The sequence below is a fragment of the Halomonas sp. genome, from assembly GCF_052095695.1.
Taxonomy (GTDB): Bacteria; Pseudomonadota; Gammaproteobacteria; order Pseudomonadales; family Halomonadaceae; genus Vreelandella.
Map to the genome: position 1 here is coordinate 26,934 of NZ_JBQDLQ010000014.1, position 19,405 is coordinate 46,338.

General features: G+C 51.6%; 19 protein-coding genes. 9 read left to right on the top strand and 10 right to left on the bottom strand.

Features of this window, described 5'->3' with window-relative positions; all coding sequences use genetic code 11:
• Window positions 1-11: 11 nt before the first annotated feature.
• From ACTH5D_RS04585 to ACTH5D_RS04595, 3 genes are all read right to left on the bottom strand, one after another.
• Window positions 12-815 carry an alpha/beta fold hydrolase gene (locus ACTH5D_RS04585; protein ID WP_441668791.1) on the bottom strand — a complete coding sequence of 268 codons (804 nt, stop codon included), beginning with the start codon at window positions 813-815 and terminating at the stop codon, window positions 12-14.
• 86 nt (window positions 816-901) lie between these two features.
• The gene (locus ACTH5D_RS04590) at window positions 902-1,585 is read right to left on the bottom strand and encodes a 7-cyano-7-deazaguanine/7-aminomethyl-7-deazaguanine transporter (RefSeq protein WP_441668793.1); all 684 of its coding nucleotides are present in this window, start codon (window positions 1,583-1,585) and stop codon (window positions 902-904) included.
• 133 nt (window positions 1,586-1,718) lie between these two features.
• Window positions 1,719-3,659: a propionyl-CoA synthetase gene (locus ACTH5D_RS04595; protein WP_441668795.1), complete on the bottom strand. Its 1,941-nt coding sequence runs from the start codon at window positions 3,657-3,659 to the stop codon at window positions 1,719-1,721.
• Window positions 3,660-3,919: 260 nt separating this feature from the next.
• Here ACTH5D_RS04595 and ACTH5D_RS04600 point away from each other — a divergent pair, with 260 nt between their 5' ends.
• Window positions 3,920-4,240, top strand: coding sequence for an ArsR/SmtB family transcription factor (locus ACTH5D_RS04600; RefSeq protein ID WP_441668797.1), 321 nt, complete (start codon window positions 3,920-3,922; stop codon window positions 4,238-4,240).
• A gap of 3 nt (window positions 4,241-4,243) precedes the next feature.
• On the opposite strand, the gene sohB is transcribed toward ACTH5D_RS04600, so the two are convergent.
• Window positions 4,244-5,287: a protease SohB gene (gene sohB / locus ACTH5D_RS04605; protein WP_441668799.1), complete on the bottom strand. Its 1,044-nt coding sequence runs from the start codon at window positions 5,285-5,287 to the stop codon at window positions 4,244-4,246.
• A gap of 185 nt (window positions 5,288-5,472) precedes the next feature.
• Between sohB and ACTH5D_RS04610 the strand changes: the two genes are divergently transcribed.
• Entirely contained in the window at window positions 5,473-5,784 is a 312-nt protein-coding gene (locus ACTH5D_RS04610) for an SCP2 sterol-binding domain-containing protein (protein WP_441668801.1), read from the top strand.
• 24 nt (window positions 5,785-5,808) lie between these two features.
• Here ACTH5D_RS04610 and nudC read toward each other — a convergent pair whose 3' ends face one another.
• Genes nudC through ACTH5D_RS04630 form a run of 4 tightly spaced genes read right to left on the bottom strand, consistent with a single transcriptional unit; the run spans window position 5,809 to window position 8,593 of the window.
• Window positions 5,809-6,588 (bottom strand): NAD(+) diphosphatase, encoded by a 780-nt coding sequence (gene nudC, locus ACTH5D_RS04615; RefSeq protein WP_441668803.1) that lies wholly within the window; start codon window positions 6,586-6,588, stop codon window positions 5,809-5,811.
• Window positions 6,581-7,318 (bottom strand): DNA polymerase III subunit epsilon, encoded by a 738-nt coding sequence (gene dnaQ / locus ACTH5D_RS04620; RefSeq protein WP_441668805.1) that lies wholly within the window; start codon window positions 7,316-7,318, stop codon window positions 6,581-6,583. The genes nudC and dnaQ overlap by 8 nt, the downstream gene beginning before the upstream one ends.
• Complete coding sequence (gene rnhA / locus ACTH5D_RS04625; RefSeq protein WP_441668807.1) at window positions 7,318-7,788, bottom strand: ribonuclease HI; 471 nt, start codon at window positions 7,786-7,788, stop codon at window positions 7,318-7,320. Before rnhA ends, dnaQ begins: the two co-directional genes overlap by 1 nt.
• Window positions 7,781-8,593 carry a class I SAM-dependent methyltransferase gene (locus tag ACTH5D_RS04630; protein ID WP_441668809.1) on the bottom strand — a complete coding sequence of 271 codons (813 nt, stop codon included), beginning with the start codon at window positions 8,591-8,593 and terminating at the stop codon, window positions 7,781-7,783. Before ACTH5D_RS04630 ends, rnhA begins: the two co-directional genes overlap by 8 nt.
• A 142-nt stretch (window positions 8,594-8,735) precedes the next feature.
• Between ACTH5D_RS04630 and gloB the strand changes: the two genes are divergently transcribed.
• The 6 genes from gloB to ACTH5D_RS04660 all read left to right on the top strand — a co-directional run bounded on the left by gloB (window position 8,736) and on the right by ACTH5D_RS04660 (window position 16,628).
• The gene (gloB, locus tag ACTH5D_RS04635) at window positions 8,736-9,503 is read left to right on the top strand and encodes a hydroxyacylglutathione hydrolase (RefSeq protein ID WP_441668811.1); all 768 of its coding nucleotides are present in this window, start codon (window positions 8,736-8,738) and stop codon (window positions 9,501-9,503) included.
• Between the two features lie 25 nt (window positions 9,504-9,528).
• Window positions 9,529-10,749 carry a transglycosylase SLT domain-containing protein gene (locus tag ACTH5D_RS04640; RefSeq protein WP_441668813.1) on the top strand — a complete coding sequence of 407 codons (1,221 nt, stop codon included), beginning with the start codon at window positions 9,529-9,531 and terminating at the stop codon, window positions 10,747-10,749.
• 121 nt (window positions 10,750-10,870) lie between these two features.
• Window positions 10,871-12,841, top strand: a complete 1,971-nt coding sequence (locus ACTH5D_RS04645; protein WP_441668815.1) for an extracellular solute-binding protein — start codon at window positions 10,871-10,873, stop codon at window positions 12,839-12,841.
• Between the two features lie 49 nt (window positions 12,842-12,890).
• Window positions 12,891-13,964 carry a microcin C ABC transporter permease YejB gene (locus ACTH5D_RS04650; RefSeq protein WP_441668817.1) on the top strand — a complete coding sequence of 358 codons (1,074 nt, stop codon included), beginning with the start codon at window positions 12,891-12,893 and terminating at the stop codon, window positions 13,962-13,964.
• 2 nt (window positions 13,965-13,966) lie between these two features.
• Entirely contained in the window at window positions 13,967-15,049 is a 1,083-nt protein-coding gene (locus tag ACTH5D_RS04655) for an ABC transporter permease (protein ID WP_441668819.1), read from the top strand.
• Window positions 15,042-16,628 (top strand): ABC transporter ATP-binding protein, encoded by a 1,587-nt coding sequence (locus ACTH5D_RS04660; protein WP_441668821.1) that lies wholly within the window; start codon window positions 15,042-15,044, stop codon window positions 16,626-16,628. Before ACTH5D_RS04655 ends, ACTH5D_RS04660 begins: the two co-directional genes overlap by 8 nt.
• A gap of 255 nt (window positions 16,629-16,883) precedes the next feature.
• Here ACTH5D_RS04660 and ACTH5D_RS04665 read toward each other — a convergent pair whose 3' ends face one another.
• Together ACTH5D_RS04665 and ACTH5D_RS04670 are read right to left on the bottom strand one after the other, a co-directional pair.
• On the bottom strand, window positions 16,884-17,588 hold the full coding sequence (locus tag ACTH5D_RS04665; RefSeq protein WP_441668847.1) for a pseudouridine synthase: 705 nt from the start codon (window positions 17,586-17,588) through the stop codon (window positions 16,884-16,886).
• Complete coding sequence (locus tag ACTH5D_RS04670) at window positions 17,588-18,403, bottom strand: amidohydrolase (RefSeq protein ID WP_441668823.1); 816 nt, start codon at window positions 18,401-18,403, stop codon at window positions 17,588-17,590. The genes ACTH5D_RS04665 and ACTH5D_RS04670 overlap by 1 nt, the downstream gene beginning before the upstream one ends.
• Window positions 18,404-18,473: 70 nt before the next feature.
• Between ACTH5D_RS04670 and rarD the strand changes: the two genes are divergently transcribed.
• Window positions 18,474-19,382 carry an EamA family transporter RarD gene (gene rarD / locus ACTH5D_RS04675; RefSeq protein WP_441668825.1) on the top strand — a complete coding sequence of 303 codons (909 nt, stop codon included), beginning with the start codon at window positions 18,474-18,476 and terminating at the stop codon, window positions 19,380-19,382.
• Window positions 19,383-19,405: the final 23 nt, after the last annotated feature.

Here is a 19,405-nt window from a genome sequence, read left to right on the forward strand (position 1 = left end):
CGCCATTTCGCTTATTGCGCGTTTAAAAATATCTCAACGGCCTGCTGGAAAGCCTCAGGCTGATCGGCGTGCAGCCAATGACCGGCATTCTTAAGCGTTACGACGCGTGCCATGGGCATTACCGCACGTAGCGCGGGTAGCATGGTGTCAGCGACATAAGGGGAATCAGCCCCACGCAGCACCAGCGCTGGCCCCTCATAGGGCTGTTCACCGTCCGGCTCGCCAATAATATCGCTATAACCCTGTTTGATCTGATCTAACCCCACTCTTAACGCCATCACGTTATCGTCGTTACGCACCAGGTTAGTCGCTAAGAAAAGCCGCGTGGGGCGAGAGTCGACATGTTCGCCCAGCATTACATCGGCTTCACTGCGCGTTTTAGGCTTACCTTCACGAACGCTTTCGAGTGCGGCAAACACATCATCGTGGCCATGCTCATACGCGACTGGCGCTATGTCGGCAACGATCAGCGAAACAACCCGCTCAGGTGCTAGGCGGGCCAAGCTCATTGCTACTTTGCCTCCCATTGAGTGGCCCAGCACATGCGCACGCTCAATGGAAAGGCTGTCAAGCAGTGCTATAACATCGTTCGCCATCATTGCGTAGCGCATGCCCTCAGCATGAGGAGACCTGCCATGGTTACGCAGGTCGACAGCAATGACCCGACGCGAGCGCTGCCACGCTTTTAAATGCGAGCGCCAGTTGTCAGCACTTCCTAGCAAGCCATGAATAACCACCAGCGGAGTAGCGTCGGAGGTATTCTGATCAGCGGGCATATCAATACAGTGAAGATCAACGATGGCAGCGTCAGTCATGCAAGCTCCTATGTCTTAGCAATGTTTTTAAAAACATTTTTTTCAAGCAATGTTGTTACAAGCCGTATTTTTAAAAGCGATATTTTTTACAGGCCATGTTTTGAGGCAGTGCGGGGCGCGCTATCTACCTGCCCTGTCCAAACAACTAAACGGCGCGATAACCAGGCGAGTAGCAGGCCATACAGTGGCAAGAAGAATAACAGGCTGATCGCTAATTTGATTGCATAGTCGACGGTGGCAATTTCAACCCAATGGGCCGCCATAAACGGATCAGGGCTGTTATAAAACGCCGTAGAGAAAAATGCGAACGTATCGGCAAGGTTACCCAACACCGTTGAACACACGGGGGCGACCCACCAGGATAACTGGCGTAAACGGTCAAACACTTGAACATCAAGCAGTTGACCTATCACATAGGCTAAGAAGCTAGCGAGCGCGATGCGAGCGACAAATAGGTTCCATTCAGAAAGCGCTTCAATACCGGCAAAGCTCCCCCGTGGAAACACAACTGAGACCACGTAGGATACCACCAAGGCAGGAAGCATAACGCGAAGAATGATAGCGCGGGCGGGACCTTTACCAAATAAGCGCACTGTTAAATCAGTGGCCAAAAAAATAAACGGAAAGCTGAAGGCTCCCCAAGTGGTATGAAATCCAAACAGCGTAAACGGCAACTGAACAAGATAATTACTGGCGGCAATAATGCCAATATGAAAGGCCACCATTACTAATAAGCAGCGGCGGTGTTGAGCGTCACTCAATGCGAACATGTCGATAAGCCTTTTTGTACATAAGAAGAGGGGTTAGGGAACCCTCGATGTCATTAGCGCAAGGGAGCAGCATTATACGGCTTCTACCGGGCAATGAAAGCCGCTCCACTTCGTGAGCGGCTTACGGCATCAATCAAAGCGGCGTGGCTTTATCGGATGCACCCACCGAACGCTGGCGCATAGCCGTATGAATATCGGCCAAGCTAGCAGGGTCATCAATGGTAGAAGGAATACCAAACTCTTTTCCATCAGCAATAGTACGCAGCAGCTTTCTCAATATCTTACCTGATCGAGTTTTAGGCAATCGATCAACCACTAACACCTGTTTGAAACAGGCAATAGGCCCAATGTGCTCACGAACCCGAGCGATTAGCTCTGCCTCCAGAGTCGTCTCATCGCCTGTGAAGCCATCTTTGGGAATCACCAGCCCGATAGGCAGTTGCCCTTTCAGCTCATCATGAATACCAATTACCGCACACTCTGCGACGGCAGGATGTGCACCCACCACTTCTTCTATCTCTCCAGTAGAAAGCCGGTGCCCTGCAACATTAATGACATCGTCGGTACGGCCCATAATGAACAAATAGCCCTGCTCATCAAAATAGCCGCCATCACCGGTTGAATAGTAACCGGGAAACGCCGCCATATACGCCGAGTAAAAACGCTGAGGGTCTCGCCATACGCCAATTAAGCAGCCTGGAGGCATCGGCTGTTTAATGACGACACTGCCCTGCTCCATAGGCTCAGTTTGGTCTCCTTCGCGGTTAAGCACCTGCACATAGAAACCTGGCACAGGGTACGTCGCGGAACCGGCTTTGGTCAGCATAGGTTCGATACCAGGCAAATTTGCCGCGATCGGCCAGCCGGTTTCAGTTTGCCACCAGTGATCAATAACCGGCACTTCGAGCAAGTCATCAAGCCAATGAAACGTCGGAGGATCAAGCCGCTCACCGGCGACGTAAAGATGCTTCAGACTACTAATGTCATATTTTTTCAGCAGCTCAGCGTCAGGGTCTTCTTTTTTCATTGCCCTGAATGCAGTGGGCGCCGTGAAAAAGCTGGTGACTTGATACTCTTCAATCAAACGCCAGAAGCTGCCTGCATCGGGTGTTTTAACCGGCTTACCTTCATATACAACAGTCGTGCAACCCAGCAGTAAGGGGGCGTAAACAATATAAGAGTGGCCGACCACCCAGCCTACATCGGATGCGGTGAAAAACACTTCACCGGGCTTCATGGCATAAATAGCCTCCATTGAATACGCCAATGCCACCGCGTATCCACCGGTGTCACGCACCACACCCTTGGGCTTACCGGTCGTACCTGAGGTGTAAAGTATATAGAGCGGGTCAATGCCCTTCACCGGGACACAATCGGCAAATGGCGCTCCTGCGACTAACTGATCCCAGTCATAGTCGTTAGCGCCTAGCGGTGCCTGATGCGCTGCGCGCTGGTAAACGACACAGGCGTTTGGCTTATGAGCACTGAGAGTAATCGCCTGATCAATCATCGGTTTATAAGGCAGCACTTTACCTAGTTCGATGCCACACGAGGCTGCGACCACCACCTTGGGCTCGGCGTCTTCAATACGTGCGGCCAGCTCATGGGGAGCAAAGCCCCCAAAGACGACCGAATGAACTGCCCCCAACCGTGCACAGGCATACATCGCAATCAATGCCTCGGGAATCATAGGCATATAAATAATGACACGATCACCCTTTTCAATGCCTAGCTGGGCCAAGGCACCGGCGAAATGAGCAACGCGATCACGCATGTCCCGATAGCTGATAGTTTGCTTAGACTGCGTGGCGGGGGAATCCCAGAAAATGGCCGCTTGATCACCTCTACCCTGCTCAACGTGGTAATCCAAAGCCGCATAGCAAAGGTTCATTTCTCCATCGCTGAACCAGCGTGCGTGATGCTGATCGTCATAGCTGAGTATCGTGCGGGGCATCGTGTACCAGGGGATACGTTTAGCCTCCTCGGCCCAAAATGTTTCAGGGTGTTCAACCGACTGCTGGAAAGCATTGTGGTAGCGACTCATAGTGTTCTCATCGTTATTATGCAAACGCATTGTTGACACTGTATAAAGTAAATCGTCTTAGCACCCTCATACTATCGGCTAACGTGCCATAAAGGATGCAACACCCTCTTTTATTGTCAACAATTAGCCAAAGGACTTATCATTGATAAACCGTTAAACAAAGCCTTGGACAAAACTCGCTAAATTACTGATCATTAAACAACTTGATCTTCGCGACGCGACGATGCCGAGATAAATTATAACAATGCATATAACCAAGCTTATGTAACAGCGTAGACAAGGAGATCACTATGTCTGCTTCTACAAGCGCCGCGACACGTTTGCTGGAACACAACTGCCGAGCTATTGAGGCGGGAACCAGCTTACTGAAAGCATTGGCAAACGAAAAACTCTTACAAATACTGTGCTTACTTGCTGAGAAAGAGCTATCAGTTACTCAAATAAATCAACAGCTTGCCTTGAGCCAGTCAGCATTGTCACAGCATTTAGCGATATTGAGGCGTGATGAGCTGGTCAGTACACGCCGGGAATCACAAACCATCTATTATTCATTAAGCAGCGAAAGCGCCAAAGCCATTCTTGCTGCGTTGGCGCACCACTACTCAGAATGAGTGTTAGCGACGCTGCCATCCCGCCGCGTCGATCAGCCCCAGTGCCTTGAGCGCAGCTGCTTCGACACCCGCTGAAACGGCTAAGCCAAGCTTCCGGCTCATTGTTTTAGGCGCCTCAAGCTTGACGGTATAAACCTGCACCTGCGCCATACGCTCTGTCAAATAGGCTTCGCTAGTACCTACGCTATCGACAAGCAGCTGGGGTAATGCCTCTCTGCCGTACCAAATTTCACCGGTGGCTAGCGAGTCAATATCCATGGTGGGACGACGCTCTGCGACATAGTGTTTAAATAATCGATGGGTGTTCTCTAAGTCATCCAAGAACTTGTCTTTGCCTTCTTCGGTATTCTCACCAAGTACGGTCAACGTACGCTTATATTTTCCAGCGGTTAGCAACTCGACATCAATATCGTGCTTTTTGAGCAGCCTATGGATGTTAGGCACCTGCGCCACTACACCGATCGATCCAATAACGGCAAAAGGAGCCGCTTTAATATGCTGCGCGGTACAGGCCATCATATAGCCACCGCTGGCCGCCACTTTATCGATGCATACCGTCGTAATAAGGCCCGCAGCACTTAGCCGGTCCATCTGTGCAGCCGCCAAGCCATAGGCATGCACTAAGCCGCCCGCTGACTCCAGACGGATCACCACTTCATCCTCTTTGCTAGCCACGTCGATAATAGCGGAAATCTCTTGAGCAAAATGCTCGGTTTGCGAGGCTTTCAAATCACCGTGAAAATCCAACACCCATACACAAGATGCTGGTGGCGCTTGTTGATCGCTTTTTTGAACCTTTAAGCGCTTTTTCTCATCTTGGCGAAATGTTTTTAGCAGCTTTTTACGCGCATAAGGCAGCGCAGTGGCCAAACGCAGGCGGCGGCCACGATCTAATCGCTGATCATTAAGTTGCTCAACACGAAGCGTCAGGCCACGCTCTTTAGCTTGCTTAGAGCGAGTTATGAGCAATAAACCAATCACCAGCAACGCGATCACTATAGCTGTCTGGACTAAAAACGTACCTAACTCTGCAACCCATTCACTCATTGACGTTCTCCACTGGATAATTGAATTCTAAAGCAGGGACAATGCTCATATGTATCCTAAGACGCATAATTGTAGTGCTTGATTGAAACGTACGTATGAAATAGTCTCGTTCCATATCCGATTGTTTCTTTGAACTACTATCGATAACCTTAAGCTAATTTATCGACTTACTTGCGAGATTTATTATGTCAACGACTACCCTTGATAAGCTGAAAGCACGTTTCAATCCAGAAGCCGCCGAGGGGATGAACGAAATTTTTCAATTTCATTTCTCAGATGCGGGCAGCCACTATCTGAACATTCAAGATGGCGCGCTTGATGTTCAAGAAGGCGAACACGATGACCCTTCCGTCAGCTTAAGCCTTAGCACCGAGACGCTGAAAGGCATCATGAGTGGCGACATCAACGGCATGACAGCGTTCATGACTGGAAAGCTAAAAGCAACCGGCAATGTGATGCTGGCCACTAAACTGACCAGCCTGTTTCCTAGCAAGTAAGCATGTTTAAGCACGCGGCATTTTTCAGCGCCAGCGTGCTAAATGTGTCTCGATAAGTTCACGCGATATCGAATACGGCGGTGGCAACGACGGCAACTGACGAGGGGAAAACCACGCCGCATCGCTGATTTCGACACCGTCAATACGTATGCGTCGCGTCGTTGCTTCGGCAAAGTAGCCAAACATCAGCGAATGAGGAAAAGGCCACGCCTGGCTTTGGTGGTAGCGTAGTTGATCGATATGGACCCCCACTTCCTCAAACACCTCTCGATGCACGGCTTCTTCTGCAGACTCACCTGGCTCAATAAATCCAGCCAGGGTCGAATAGCGGCCAGGCGGAAAACGCGGGCTGCGAGCAAGGAGCATCGCCTCACCACTGGTCACCAGAGTAATAATGCACGGCGAAATGCGCGGATAATTACGATGCCCGCAGGCGTGGCAGTGCATCGCAAATTCCGCAGCCAGTTTGGTGGCAGAAGTCCCACAGCGGCTACAGAAACGATGATTTTCTAACCATGCGCCAACCTGTAAGGCTGTCGATAGCAGGCTAAACCATGCGGTGGGCAGCTCGCTCATCCACTGACGACCATCAATCCAACCACTTTCAGCCTGGGGATCCACAAGCAGCGCTACAGGCTCATCATCCCAATAACACAGCGGCTGCATCTGCTCGGTCCAGGGCTGAAAAGGCTGTAATGGAGTGAGTTGATCACTGCCGCTTAAAGGAGCGGGCGCCAGGAAGCTGCGCGATAGACGAATAACGCGCCCTGCCTGCTCATCATAGGGAATTTCTCGCCTAAGCATCGTTACTTGCGTCCTCAAACCAAGTCAATTGATGTGCTTTACATTTAGCTTTATGGGCTGCTTGCTCCTGCTCGGTGGGGCGAACCACGCGCAGTTGACCGGGCGTTAATGTTAAACGTTGAATCGACAGCCCTTCACTAGAGGTGTCGGCCTGCTGCCGCTCGGAGGCAGAGGCAGCATCTAATGTCAGCGCCGTTTGCCCGCCCGTCATCGCTAGATATACGTCAGCGAGGATTTCGGCGTCTAACAACGCGCCGTGCAGCACGCGGTGACCATTATCAATATCGTAGCGTTTGCACAGCGCATCAAGGCTATTGCGCTGACCAGGATGCATTTTCCTAGCCATCGTCAGCGTATCAAGAACGCCGCAGTGATCACGAACAGGCCCTAATGACAAACCGCTGCGATGCTTATTAAGCATGCCGAGCTCATGATCTATAAAGCCCACGTCAAAGGGCGCGTTATGGATCACCAGCTCAGCGCCATCAATAAATGCCCAAAACTCATCGGCTATTTTGGCAAACACCGGCTCATTGGCTATTTTAGCGTTATCAATACCATGAATAGCCACTACTTCAGCATCGATATGGCGCTCGGGATTTATATACTGGTGGTAGGTACGTCCAGTGAAACGACGATTAACCATCTCCACGGCACCAATCTCAACTAAGCGATGCCCATCTTTAGGGTCAATACCCGTCGTTTCAGTATCTAAGATGACTTGCCGCATCACACTTTCCTCTTCTGGTGCTCATCGATAGCCTCATTGGCCAGCGTATCGGCATGCTCATTGCCGGGATGGCCGCTATGCCCTTTCACCCAGTGCCACGCCACTTGATGGCGCTGAGTCTCTTCGTGAAGGGCTTTCCATAGCTCGGCATTTTTAACCGGCTGCTTAGCGGCAGTTTTCCAACCCCGCTTGATCCAGTTATGAATCCACTGAGTGATACCTTGTCGCACGTACTGAGAGTCAGTCCACAGCGCCACTTCGCAGCGTGTATTGAGTGTGCGTAGTGCCATAATCGCGGCCATCAATTCCATGCGGTTATTAGTCGTATCTGCCTCATAGCCTTTTAAGGTCTTTTTATGCTCACCACTCGCCAGCACAACGCCCCAGCCACCGGGGCCAGGATTACCCCGGCAAGCGCCATCGGTATACACCGTCACACAGGGTAGGTGCTCGGCAGCCTTATTAGTCAATCTCTTGATCTCTCTTTGAATGCGTTGGAGCCTGATGCTCTTGATAAGGTTGCACGTGAGCGGATGAGCTAGAGCGGGTAGCGCCTAATGACGCCGGAGACACCGGTGCTTTTAATCCAAATTTCAGGCGCTGGACGGGCGCCTGGCGCTGCTTGCGCCGGGCAAGAATCATATAGCTTTCACCGAGTGGCAGGTTATGCCGACGCCCCAAAGACTCCCAATACTCACCGCACTTGGCGTTCATGCGCCCTCTAAAGCAGCAATAGTCTACGCGCTGAACGTCAAAGTCGACAAACGCCAACCAGTCACGAAGACGGTTCGACGAACGCCAGTCGCCACTCCAAGGGTAGTGCTGCTGGCGTTTACGCCACTGGCGGACAAGCCCACTGACGCCAACAGGATTAAAGCCAAAAAGCACTAAAATGCCATTATCAGCCGTTACCCGAGCAGCCTCTTTGAGCGTCAGATGAGCATCCGGAAGATGCTCAAGCCAGTGATGAATAACCATCACGTCTAAACAGCGGTCTGGCAGCGCCAGTTGATCAGGTGGGCATACCAAGGTCGCATCTGAATGCGCTAGCTGGCGAGTTGGCGACCAGCGTATTGCGTGCGGAATGGCTGACATTGTCAGCATTGCAGGCCCCATGCTCATTTCCAAACTGTGCCCGCCGGCTCGCGTTTCAGCCACAGGTCCAAGACACGCCCGCTGAGACTCCCAAAGCGAGCGACCGGCCTCGCTTTGCCAATACGGCTGGCTATTTATCAAGCGCTTGGCAAGTGTTGTAGCCGTCATCGAATTTGACATGAACAGCGCTTCCCTCCAAAGTAACGGCTTTTAGCGCCTTTTAAGCACCAAATTAGCGCCATGTTTTGCATTTTTTGCTGTGTTTTACATTTATACGTTCTTTTTAACAGCTCTATTTTTTGACACTTAAAGGATCTCGCCGATGATGAGCGTGACACCGATTCCAGCCCTTAGCGACAACTATATTTGGCTATTAAGACAAGATACCAGTCAAAACGTTTGCGTGGTGGACCCGGGTGAAGCCGCCCCAGTAATCGAGTTTCTTGAGCGAGAGTCGCTACGCCTAGAGAGCATTCTGATTACCCATCACCATCATGATCACACCGGCGGCCTAGCCGAATTGATCAAACGTTATTCTCCGCATGTGATCGGCCCCAACACCCCCACCATTCATGGTATTGATGAGTTTGTGGAGGATGGCGATCAAATTCGCATTATGGGGCGGTTATTTGACGTCATGGCGACGCCCGGCCATACGCTTGACCATATCAGCTATTTCACGTCGGGCATCCCTGCCCTGCTGTTTTGTGGTGACACACTTTTCTGCGCTGGCTGTGGCCGTTTATTTGAAGGCACTCCGGAACAAATGTTCACAGCGTTGAAACAATTTGCGGAACTCCCAGAAGATACGCTGGTCTTTGCAGGCCATGAGTACACACAAGCGAATCTTGCATTTGCTCGTGCTGCGGACCCTGACAATGATGATGTCAAGCACGCCTTACAGGAGTGTGAAAAGGCCAGGGCACTGGATCGCCCGACCTTACCCAGCACGATAGGACGCGAGCTGAAAATTAACCCCTACCTACGCGTGGCCACCGATAGCGTGCGCCAAGCCGCAGGTACTCAGGGTGTTAATGATAATGATCTCGCTACGTTCACTACTCTACGTGAGTGGAAGAACCGTTTTTAATAACGCTATCGAAACGAATGCAACTATGACCTACCGAACGATTCGCCAGCGCTTGATGCTGTGCGCTGGCAGCTCCGTCATTATGGGCCTAATTTTAGCCGCCGCGGCAAGCTCTCAAGCATCGGCATATGAAGCATCAACATCGTCTACCGCCACCGCGCAATATGCTGCACGTACGGGCATGCCGGACGCTACACCAAGGCTCTCAGCTTTCCAGTCGCATTTTTGGGAAGCTTTGGAGCTAGAGCCTCAAGACGCCTGGACAACGCTACGTAAAAGCTTCCAATGGCAAGACTCCCCTCTCTCAGCAAAAGCCCAAGCAAGGGTAGACGCATGGATTGAGCACTATCAGTCTAGCCCAGAAAATATCGCCACCATCACTGAACGCGCAACACCGTGGCTTGCATGGATTAGCCAACAGGTAAGCGAACGTGGTCTTCCGGGCGAAGTTGCTCTAATTCCCTTTATAGAAAGCTCGTTTGATCCCGCTGCGAAAAGCCATAGTGGAGCCGCCGGCCTTTGGCAGTTTATGCCCGGCACCGGCGACGCATTAGGCCTAGTGCGCAACGGCAACTATGACGGTCGGTTAGACGTAGTAACGTCCACCGATGCGGCACTTGATTACTTAGAAATGCAGGCTGACCAGTGGTATGAAGGTGATTTAATGCTTTCATTGGCCGCTTACAATGCCGGTGCTGGGACTGTCAATCGTGCTCAGCACCAAGCCCAGGATCAAGGTTTAAACGGCGGCTACTGGGATCTTTCCCTGCCATATGAAACTATGCAATACGTGCCTAAGCTAAAAGCCATCGCAACGATCATCAATGATCCAGACCGTTACGGTGTCATTTTGCCCGAGATCCACTCTGATCCAGCGTTTGCAAAAGTGCAGCTAGCCCATGCAGTGAGCCTTTCTGAAGCTTCTCAGCTGCTAGATGTAAGCCAAACTGCACTGGCGGAGCTGAACCCCGGCCTGCTTAATGGCAGCATTGATCCGCATAGTGCTCAAACGCTGCTAGTCCCTGAAGAAGTCGATGCTCAAGTGTTGGCTCAATTGGCACAAGGCAATAGCCCAGCATTAGCGCAAAACGCTAGCAGCGAGACGCATCGCGTTGAGCGAGGCGACAGCCTTTCAGCGATCGCGGCTCAGTATAATATTAACCAGCAAGACCTAATACGTTGGAATGCGATTGATCGCCCCGGCGCTTTACAACCCGGCCAATTACTGACGCTTTCTGGGCGCTGACACGATACCGAGTAGGAACTCGCCGGCGTTTAGAATAATCGTTGTTGTGAAGCGGCCATTGATAGTACCGAACTGATAGCATTGCCATAACAGTAGGCTTTTTTCACATAGGAAATCACCAATGCCGCGTGGTGTATTTTTTGCGAAAACGTTGTTATTCGTCAGTTGCTTAGTTTTCAATGCATCGGCGCTCGCGATCGAGCAAACGCCGGATACCGAGGCGTCCTCCTACGTTGATAAAGACAACGTCGAAAGAATCAGCGTTGAAAGAATCAGCGTTGATAGAAATAGCGTTGTCGGTGATCTAAATACTGATGAAAACAACGTAGTGCCGGTGGAAACGGTTCATGGGCTATCGCTCTATGATAGCCCCGAGCTCCCCGAAGACTTTGCCTACTTTCCGCATGTAAACCCCGATGCCCCCAAAGGTGGCACGATTACGCATACCGCAGTAGGCGGAAGCTTCGACTCTATTAATCCGTTTATTATTCGAGGCACCCCCGCCAGCGGCATTTCACAAATCTACGACACACTGATGGCCAGTAATCCCGGCGAGCCGTTTAGTCTTTACGGCCTGCTTGCAGAAGGCGTGCGCCTTGATCCTGATCGGCACTGGATTGAGTTTGACCTGCGCCCAGAAGCACGTTTTCAGGATGGCGAGCCCGTCACCGCGTACGACGTTGTTTTCACACTTAACCTGCTACGTGAAAAAGGTAACCCGTTTTATGCCAGCTACTATGCAGGGGTAGCAGACGTTATCGCCCTCAACGAGCATCAGGTGCGCTTTACCTTTAACGACACCGAATCTAGAGAACTACCATTAATCGTTGCCCAACTGCCGATATTGCCCCGCCACTATTGGGACCAGCACGAGTTTACGTCGCCAACACTGGTAACACACCCCGGCTCGGGCCCTTATCGCATTAGTGACGTGGTTCCAGGTCGTAGGATTACGTTTCAACGCGATGAGAACTACTGGGGTAAAGATTTACCGGTCAACGTTGGACGCTACAACATTGATCGCATTGTTTATGACTATTACCGCGACCGGGACATCGCCTGGGAAGCATTTAAGGCAGGGCTCACCGACTTTCGTGAGGACGCACGGGCAGCCACTTGGGCCATTGGCTACGATTTCCCTGCCTATGAAGAAGGACTGGTGAAACGTCTCACCGTTCCTGACGTCAACCCTTCAATGATGCAGGCCTTTGTGTTCAACCTGCGTCAACAGAAATTTCAAGATCCCCGGGTACGTGAAGCGCTTAGCCTCACTTTCGATTTTCCCTGGTTGAACACCAATATTTTTTACGATGCTTATAAGCGTACCGAAAGTTTTTTCCAAAATTCAGAGATGGAAGCCACCGGCCTTCCTTCTGCAGAGGAGCTCGGATTGTTAGAGCCCTTACGTGAAGAGCTTGAGTCCTCACTTCACTCTGACCGCTTATTCACTGAAGCATTGCCAATTGATACCCCCACTGACTTGCGTGAACGCCTTCGCTTAGCACTTTCGCTGCTACGTGAGGCAGGTTACGCGGTAGAAGACGGCGTGCTGGTTAATCAACAAACGGGAGAACCTTTAAGTCTGGAAGTGCTGCTCTACGACTCGGGGCTGGAACGCGTTGTGCAGCCTATGTTGCGCAACATGGCCCGCCTTGGTGTACAAACATCACTGCGTATCGTTGATATCAATCAGTATTTAAACCGACAGCGCAATTATGACTATGACATAGTGATTAGCCACTTCCCTCAGTCGAATAATCCGGGCAATGAGCAGCGCGACTATTGGACCAGCGCCGCCGCGGAGGCTCCGCAGAGCCGCAACCGCATGTCACTGGCTAATCCAGCGATAGATTCGCTAGTGGAAACGTTGATTCGCGCAGACGGACGCGCAGAACTCGATACCGCCACGCGAGCGCTCGACCGCGTTTTGCGCTGGGGGTTTTACGTTATTCCTCACTATCATTCCGGCGAAAAGCGCATTGCGGTGTGGGATAAATTTGGCTATCGCGAACCTTTTCCCGCCTATGGCATGGATCTGGATGCATGGTGGGTCGACACCGAGCGTGAAGCAGAACTGCAGCGCCGCCGCTGACCCCGGCTTAATAGCAACGGCTTATTGTCAAAAATTCGTGGAGTGATCTGTGGCCCGCTATACCCTTCGCCGACTGCTGTTAATGATCCCGACCCTATTAGGGATCATGCTACTCAATTTTATGATTGTTCAAGCGGCGCCAGGCGGGCCCATTGATCAAATGTTAGCGCGTTTTGAAGGCGCGGATGCCATGGCTAGCACCCGTTTAGATATGGGCGGTGCGGACGTGCAGGTTAGCGACGATTCACGCGGTGCACGCGGCATTGATCCACGTTTTATCGAACAGTTAGAGCAGCAGTTCGGTTTTGACAAGCCCCCGCACGAACGCTTTATCGGTATGCTGGCAGACTATCTTAGCCTTGATTTTGGCACTAGTTTCTTTCGTGACCGACCCGTGATCGAACTGATGATTGAGCGCCTTCCCGTCTCCATATCGCTGGGGCTTTGGACGACACTGCTGGTGTATTTGATCTCCATTCCACTAGGTATTCAGAAAGCACTACGCCATGGCTCACGTTTTGATGTCTGGTCATCGGGGCTCGTGATTGTCGGCTATGCCATCCCTGGCTTTTTGTTTGCGATCCTGTTGATCGTTCTTTTTGCCGGCGGCACCTATTGGGACCTGTTCCCGTTACGTGGTCTAACCTCACCTGACTTTGATCAGCTATCGATATTGGGCAAAGTCAAAGACTATTTCTGGCATATCACGCTGCCGGTCATCGCTGCTGCTATTGGCAGTTTTGCCACTCTCACCATGCTGACCAAAAACAGCTTCCTTGATGAGATTCACAAACAGTATGTGATTACCGCTCGCGCAAAAGGCACCGATGAACGTCGCGTGCTTTATGGGCATGTCTTTCGTAATGCCATGCTCATCATTATTGCGGGCCTGCCTTCCGCGATGATCGGTATCTTCTTTACCGGTGCACTCTTGATCGAAGTTATCTTCTCGCTTGACGGCCTGGGCCTACTTGGCTTTGAGGCGGTAATGCAACGGGACTATCCGGTTATTTTCGGCACTTTGTTTTTGTACACCGTGATCGGACTAATTCTCAAGCTGATTTCCGATTTGACCTACGTGTGGGTAGATCCGCGTATCGACTTTTCAACCCGGGAGTCGTGATAATGGCCTCACTATCGTCACGCTTATCGCCTATTACTCGCCGCCGCCTGACCGCATTTAAAGCCAATCGCCGCGCCCGCATTTCTCTCTGGCTATTTGGCGCGCTATTTATTGTCAGTCTGTTTGCAGAGCTGATTGCTAACGACAAGCCTATTGTCATGAAATACGAAGGCCAGTGGTACCTTCCCCTGCTGGTGGACTATCCAGAAACCGAATTTGGTGGTTTTCTGCCTACACGCACCGACTATCTAGATCCCTTCATTCAGCAACAAATTGATGACAACGGCTGGGCGCTGTGGCCAGCGAACCCCTTCTCTTACCAAACGCTTGATATGTACATGACGCAGCCCTCGCCTGCACCGCCGGATCGCCGCCATCTGCTGGGAACCGACGATCAAGGCCGCGATGTGTTAGCACGCGTGATCTATGGGTTTCGACTTTCCGTTGCGTTTGCGCTAGTGCTCACCGCTGGGTCACTTATTATTGGCGTTTTCGCGGGCGGTGTGCAGGGCTACTTTGGCGGTAAAGTAGATCTAATCGGCCAGCGCGTAACTGAAATTTGGTCAGGCTTACCGGTATTATTCTTACTGATTATTTTGGCCAGCTTTGTTCAGCCAGGATTCTGGTGGCTGCTAGGGATTATGCTGCTGTTTTCATGGCTAGGCTTAGTGGATATTGTCCGCGCCGAATTCCTGCGTGCGCGCAATCTGGAGTACGTGCGCGCAGCGAAAGCAATGGGGCTCCCATCACGCTTAATTATGTGGCGCCACGTGTTGCCTAACGCGATGGTCGCGACGCTTACCTTTATTCCCTTTTTATTCACCGGTGCCATTGGCACCCTGACAGCGCTGGATTTCCTTGGGTTTGGCCTACCCCCAGGTGCCCCTTCACTCGGCGAGCTGGCGGCACAGGGTAAAAATAACCTGCATGCGCCTTGGTTGGGCATTACCGCGTTTATGACACTAGCAATAATGCTTTCGCTGTTGGTATTTATTGGCGAAGGCCTGCGTGATGCGTTTGATCCTCGTCACGTGCAGCAGTCCCAACGCGCAGCAAGTCATAGCGAAGAGAATCAACATGCCTAATAACCCGCTCCTGCGCCTTGAAAACGTAGATATAGCCTTTGATGGTCAACACGTCGTCCGCTCGCTGTCGCTCACGCTCAACGCGGGGGAAACCCTCGCTATCGTTGGCGAATCTGGCTCGGGTAAATCGGTCTCTGCGCTAGGCATCGCCAATTTACTGCCCAACAATGCGACTATTCACGGCGAGCGCTGGCTGGGAGAGACGAATCTTGCCAACTCAACGCCTAGGCAGTGGAACGGAATTCGCGGCAACCAGATCGGTTTTATCTTTCAAGAGCCCATGACCTCGCTTAACCCTCTTCATCGCGTTGGCAAGCAGATCGGAGAAGCTTTGCGCCTACATCAAGGTCTCAGCGGCCAAGCGGCACGTCAGCGTAGCAAAGTGCTACTTGAGCAAGTCAAACTACCGCGCCCGGACGAGTTGCTTGATGCTTGGCCCCATCAGCTTTCAGGCGGACAGCGTCAGCGCGTGATGATTGCCATGGCGATTGCTAACAATCCATTACTGCTGATAGCCGACGAGCCCACCACCGCCCTGGATGTGACGGTGCAGCAAGAGATCCTTGCTTTGCTGCGCGAACTGCGCGATCACCACGGAATGGGCATGCTGTTTATCAGCCATGACCTAAACCTGGTACGCCGCCATGCTGATCGCATCTGCGTGATGTATCAGGGGCGTATACAAGAAATAGGGTCAGTTGAGCAAGTCTTTCAGCACCCACAAAGCGATTACACCAAAGCGCTACTGGCCGCCGAGCCAGAAGGTAGGCCGCAGGCCATTAAACACGCAGCCCCAGTACTTACTGCCCGTAAGCTAAGCGTCAGTTTTAAGCGCGCTAAAACTGGCTTATTTAAACCGCAGCGCCCTGATTTTGTAGCCGTTCATCCGGCTGACTTTCATATCGCACCAGGAGAAACGTTAGGTATTGTGGGTGAGTCGGGGTCAGGTAAAACCACCCTGGCATCAGCGGTCATGCGTCTGGTCGCGAGCCAAGGCGAGGTCATCCTTGGCAACGATAAATTAAGCAGCCTAACCGGCAACGCTTTGCGGCGTCATCGCCATCGTCTGCAGATGGTGTTCCAAGATCCTTATGGCGCGCTCTCCCCGAGGATGCCGGTGTTTGACATCGTAAGTGAGGGGCTGCGCTTTCACTATCCTCACCTAACTGATGCAGAGGTCAATCAGCGGGTTAATCAGACCCTGCTCGAGGTGGGCTTGCCGGAAAGCTGTGCTGCTCGTTATCCACATGAATTTTCCGGCGGCCAGCGCCAGCGTATTGCAGTGGCCAGAGCGATTATTTTAGAGCCAGAGCTTCTAGTGCTTGATGAGCCAACCTCAGCGTTAGATCGAACCGTTCAAAAGCAGCTAGTGACGCTGCTGCGCGACCTTCAGGCTCGCCGCCAGTTAAGCTATCTATTTATTAGTCACGATTTAGCCGTTATTCGCGCCATGGCTCATCGCATCATGGTACTTAAAGATGGTGAAGTGGTTGAGCAAGGTGATTGCCTTGATGTGCTTGCATCCCCACAGCATTCGTATACACAGGCACTGATTTCAGCGGCTCACTTAACAAGCTAAGTAATTTATTATCCGCAACCGCACGACGAAAAGCGGGCAGCGCTAACGCTAGAAGGTAATGTCTGCAATGTCACGCTGATAGTTAGTGTATTAATTTTTCTGTTATGCGAGATAACGGTATAAAATTAACTACTCAAGCATCACTGTATTAGCCGTAAGCATAAAAAAGCCGCGCGCCTAGCTAGCAAGGAGCGCGGCTTAAACTATTTCGGCATTTAAAATTTAAACGTCACACCAGCAAGTTAAAAGCCCTACTTAGAAGCTGGCAATTTCGGCTTCGGTTAATTCGCGCCACTCGCCTGGGGCCAAATTCGCATCCAATGCCACATCGCCGATTGAACTACGATGCAGCGACTTCACGTGGTTGCCTAATGCAGCAAACATACGCTTTACCTGGTGGTAGCGCCCTTCGGTAATGGTAAGTTCTGCCTGAGTGGGCGAAAGGAGTCGCAACACAGCAGGCTGGGTCAGCGTTTCCTCACCATCAAGCATTAAGCCATCAGCAACTTGATTAATCGCCCAATCTGCGGCTGAGCCTTCCATCGGCTCAGCTAGCTCTGCGATATACACTTTGCCACAGCGGTGGCGTGGCGACGTAACGCGGTGCGACCAGTGACCGTCATCGGTTAACAGCAACAAACCGGTAGTATCGACATCCAAGCGCCCTACTGGCTGCAAGCGCTCGGCTTTGGGTAGATCGATTAAGTCGATCACCCTTGGATAGAGCCCGCGGCGAGCGTTACATTCAACGTCCACTGGCTTATGCAGCATAATATAGCGAATGCCAACGAGCGCCAGCCGTTCGCCATTGAGTACGACGACATCGTTATCCGTATCAATCTGAGTCGCCGACTGTTTAATGGGCTCGCCGTTTAAGGTGACTTCACCGTTTTTCAGCGCCCGCTTAGCTTGGCTACGGGTTAACGGAGAGGTTTCACTTAAAAATCGATCAAGGCGCATCATTGACCCACTCCTGGCAGCAGCTCAAAACGATCGGCATCTTGCCAAGCAGGAAATTTTTCACGAAAAGCATCAAGGGCAGTTTTATCCAACGTGCCCGTTTCTATAAACGGGGTATGGGCGGGGTGATCAATTAGCGGTTCGCCTTTAAAGTCGACCAATAAGGAATCGCCGCTGTAGGCAAGCCCCCTAGCATCTTCTCCAACGCGATTAACACCAATGACATAGCTTAAGTTTTCTACCGCCCGGGCTTGCAGCAGCGTACGCCAAGGGTGGCGACGCGGTGCTGGCCAGTTAGCGACACAGAGAAGTGCATCATACTCGAAATGCTCCCCTTCTGCTGGCTGCTGGCGCATCCAAACCGGAAAGCGCAAATCGTAGCAGACACTTAGCAGCAGTTTAAAACCCTTTAGCTTAACGATATTGCGCTCGGCCCCCATGCCATAGCGCTCGTGCTCACCGGCCATACGAAATAGATGACGCTTATCGTAGTAAGTGATTTCACCGCTAGGTGTGGCCCAAACTAAACGGTTAAAAAATGCCCCCTGCTCTTCAATCGCTACGCTGCCAGTCATCACACATTGGCGAGCTTTCGCTTGCGCTTGAAGCCAGGCAATGCTGATGCTTTCCGCCATTGGCTGGGCCATATCACGCGAGTTCATGGTGAAACCGGTGGCAAACATTTCCGGCAAGACAATTAAATCCGTATCGCGGCTGTCCAACTCACCCAGTAACTGTTCAAGATGTGAATGATTTGACTGAGGATCCTCCCAACGCAAATCGCACTGCACCAAACTGGTTCTTAGTTCGCTCATTCAACACCTCCATTGCCAGTGTTATTTCAACGTTTATGTTAGATTAGCATCTTTAAATAATGAGGCTGCTATGCTTCCTACATCAACACGCGATCCTGAAGCAGTCAAAGGCGTTATGTTTGGGCTCTCCGCCTACGTCATGTGGGGATGTTTCCCATTATTTTTTGCCTTGTTTGAGGGTGTTCCCGCCTTTGAAATATTAATTCACCGCATCATTTGGGCGTGCTTGTTTTTAGTCGGCCTCATCACCGTTTTACGTCGCTGGTCCCCTGTTGTCGCCGCGCTTAGCGAGCCTAAACGCTTGGGACGCGTGTTGGCCTGCGCGCTATTGATTGCCTTTAACTGGGGAATTTATATCTATGCAGTGGAATCCAAGCAGGTACTGCAGGCAAGTTTGGGCTACTTTCTGACACCGCTGGTTAACGTTGCGCTAGGTGTTTTAGTGCTGCGAGAAGTGATGGCTAAACTGCAGCTGGTCGCGCTGGGCTTGGCCAGTGCAGCGATTGCCACACAGTTTATGATGCTGGGCGAATTGCCTTGGATTAGCCTGATGCTGGCACTCAGTTTCGGTAGCTACGGGCTGTTTCGCAAACAAGTGCCGCTGGACGGTTTATCGGGGCTGTTTGTCGAGACGTTGCTGCTCTTCCCTCTGGCGCTTATCGCATTAACGTGGCTTAGCTGGAACGACAGCTCACATTTTTTACAAAATGCCTCATCTACCAGCTTACTCATTGCCAGCGGGGCCTTGACCGCCCTTCCCTTAATGGCCTTTGCTGGCGCCGCACGCCGGCTTCGTTTGGCGACGCTGGGCTTTCTAATGTATATCAATCCCAGCATCCAATTTCTGATTGCCTTAACCATATTCGGTGAGCCCCTAGGCGTTATCCAACTTGTGACCTTTGTGCTTATCTGGATAGGGCTCGCGATTTATTCATGGTCTGCATGGCAATCACGCCCGGGCAACATGGCGGCTAGTTAAAACCATTGAATATAAGCGCTGCA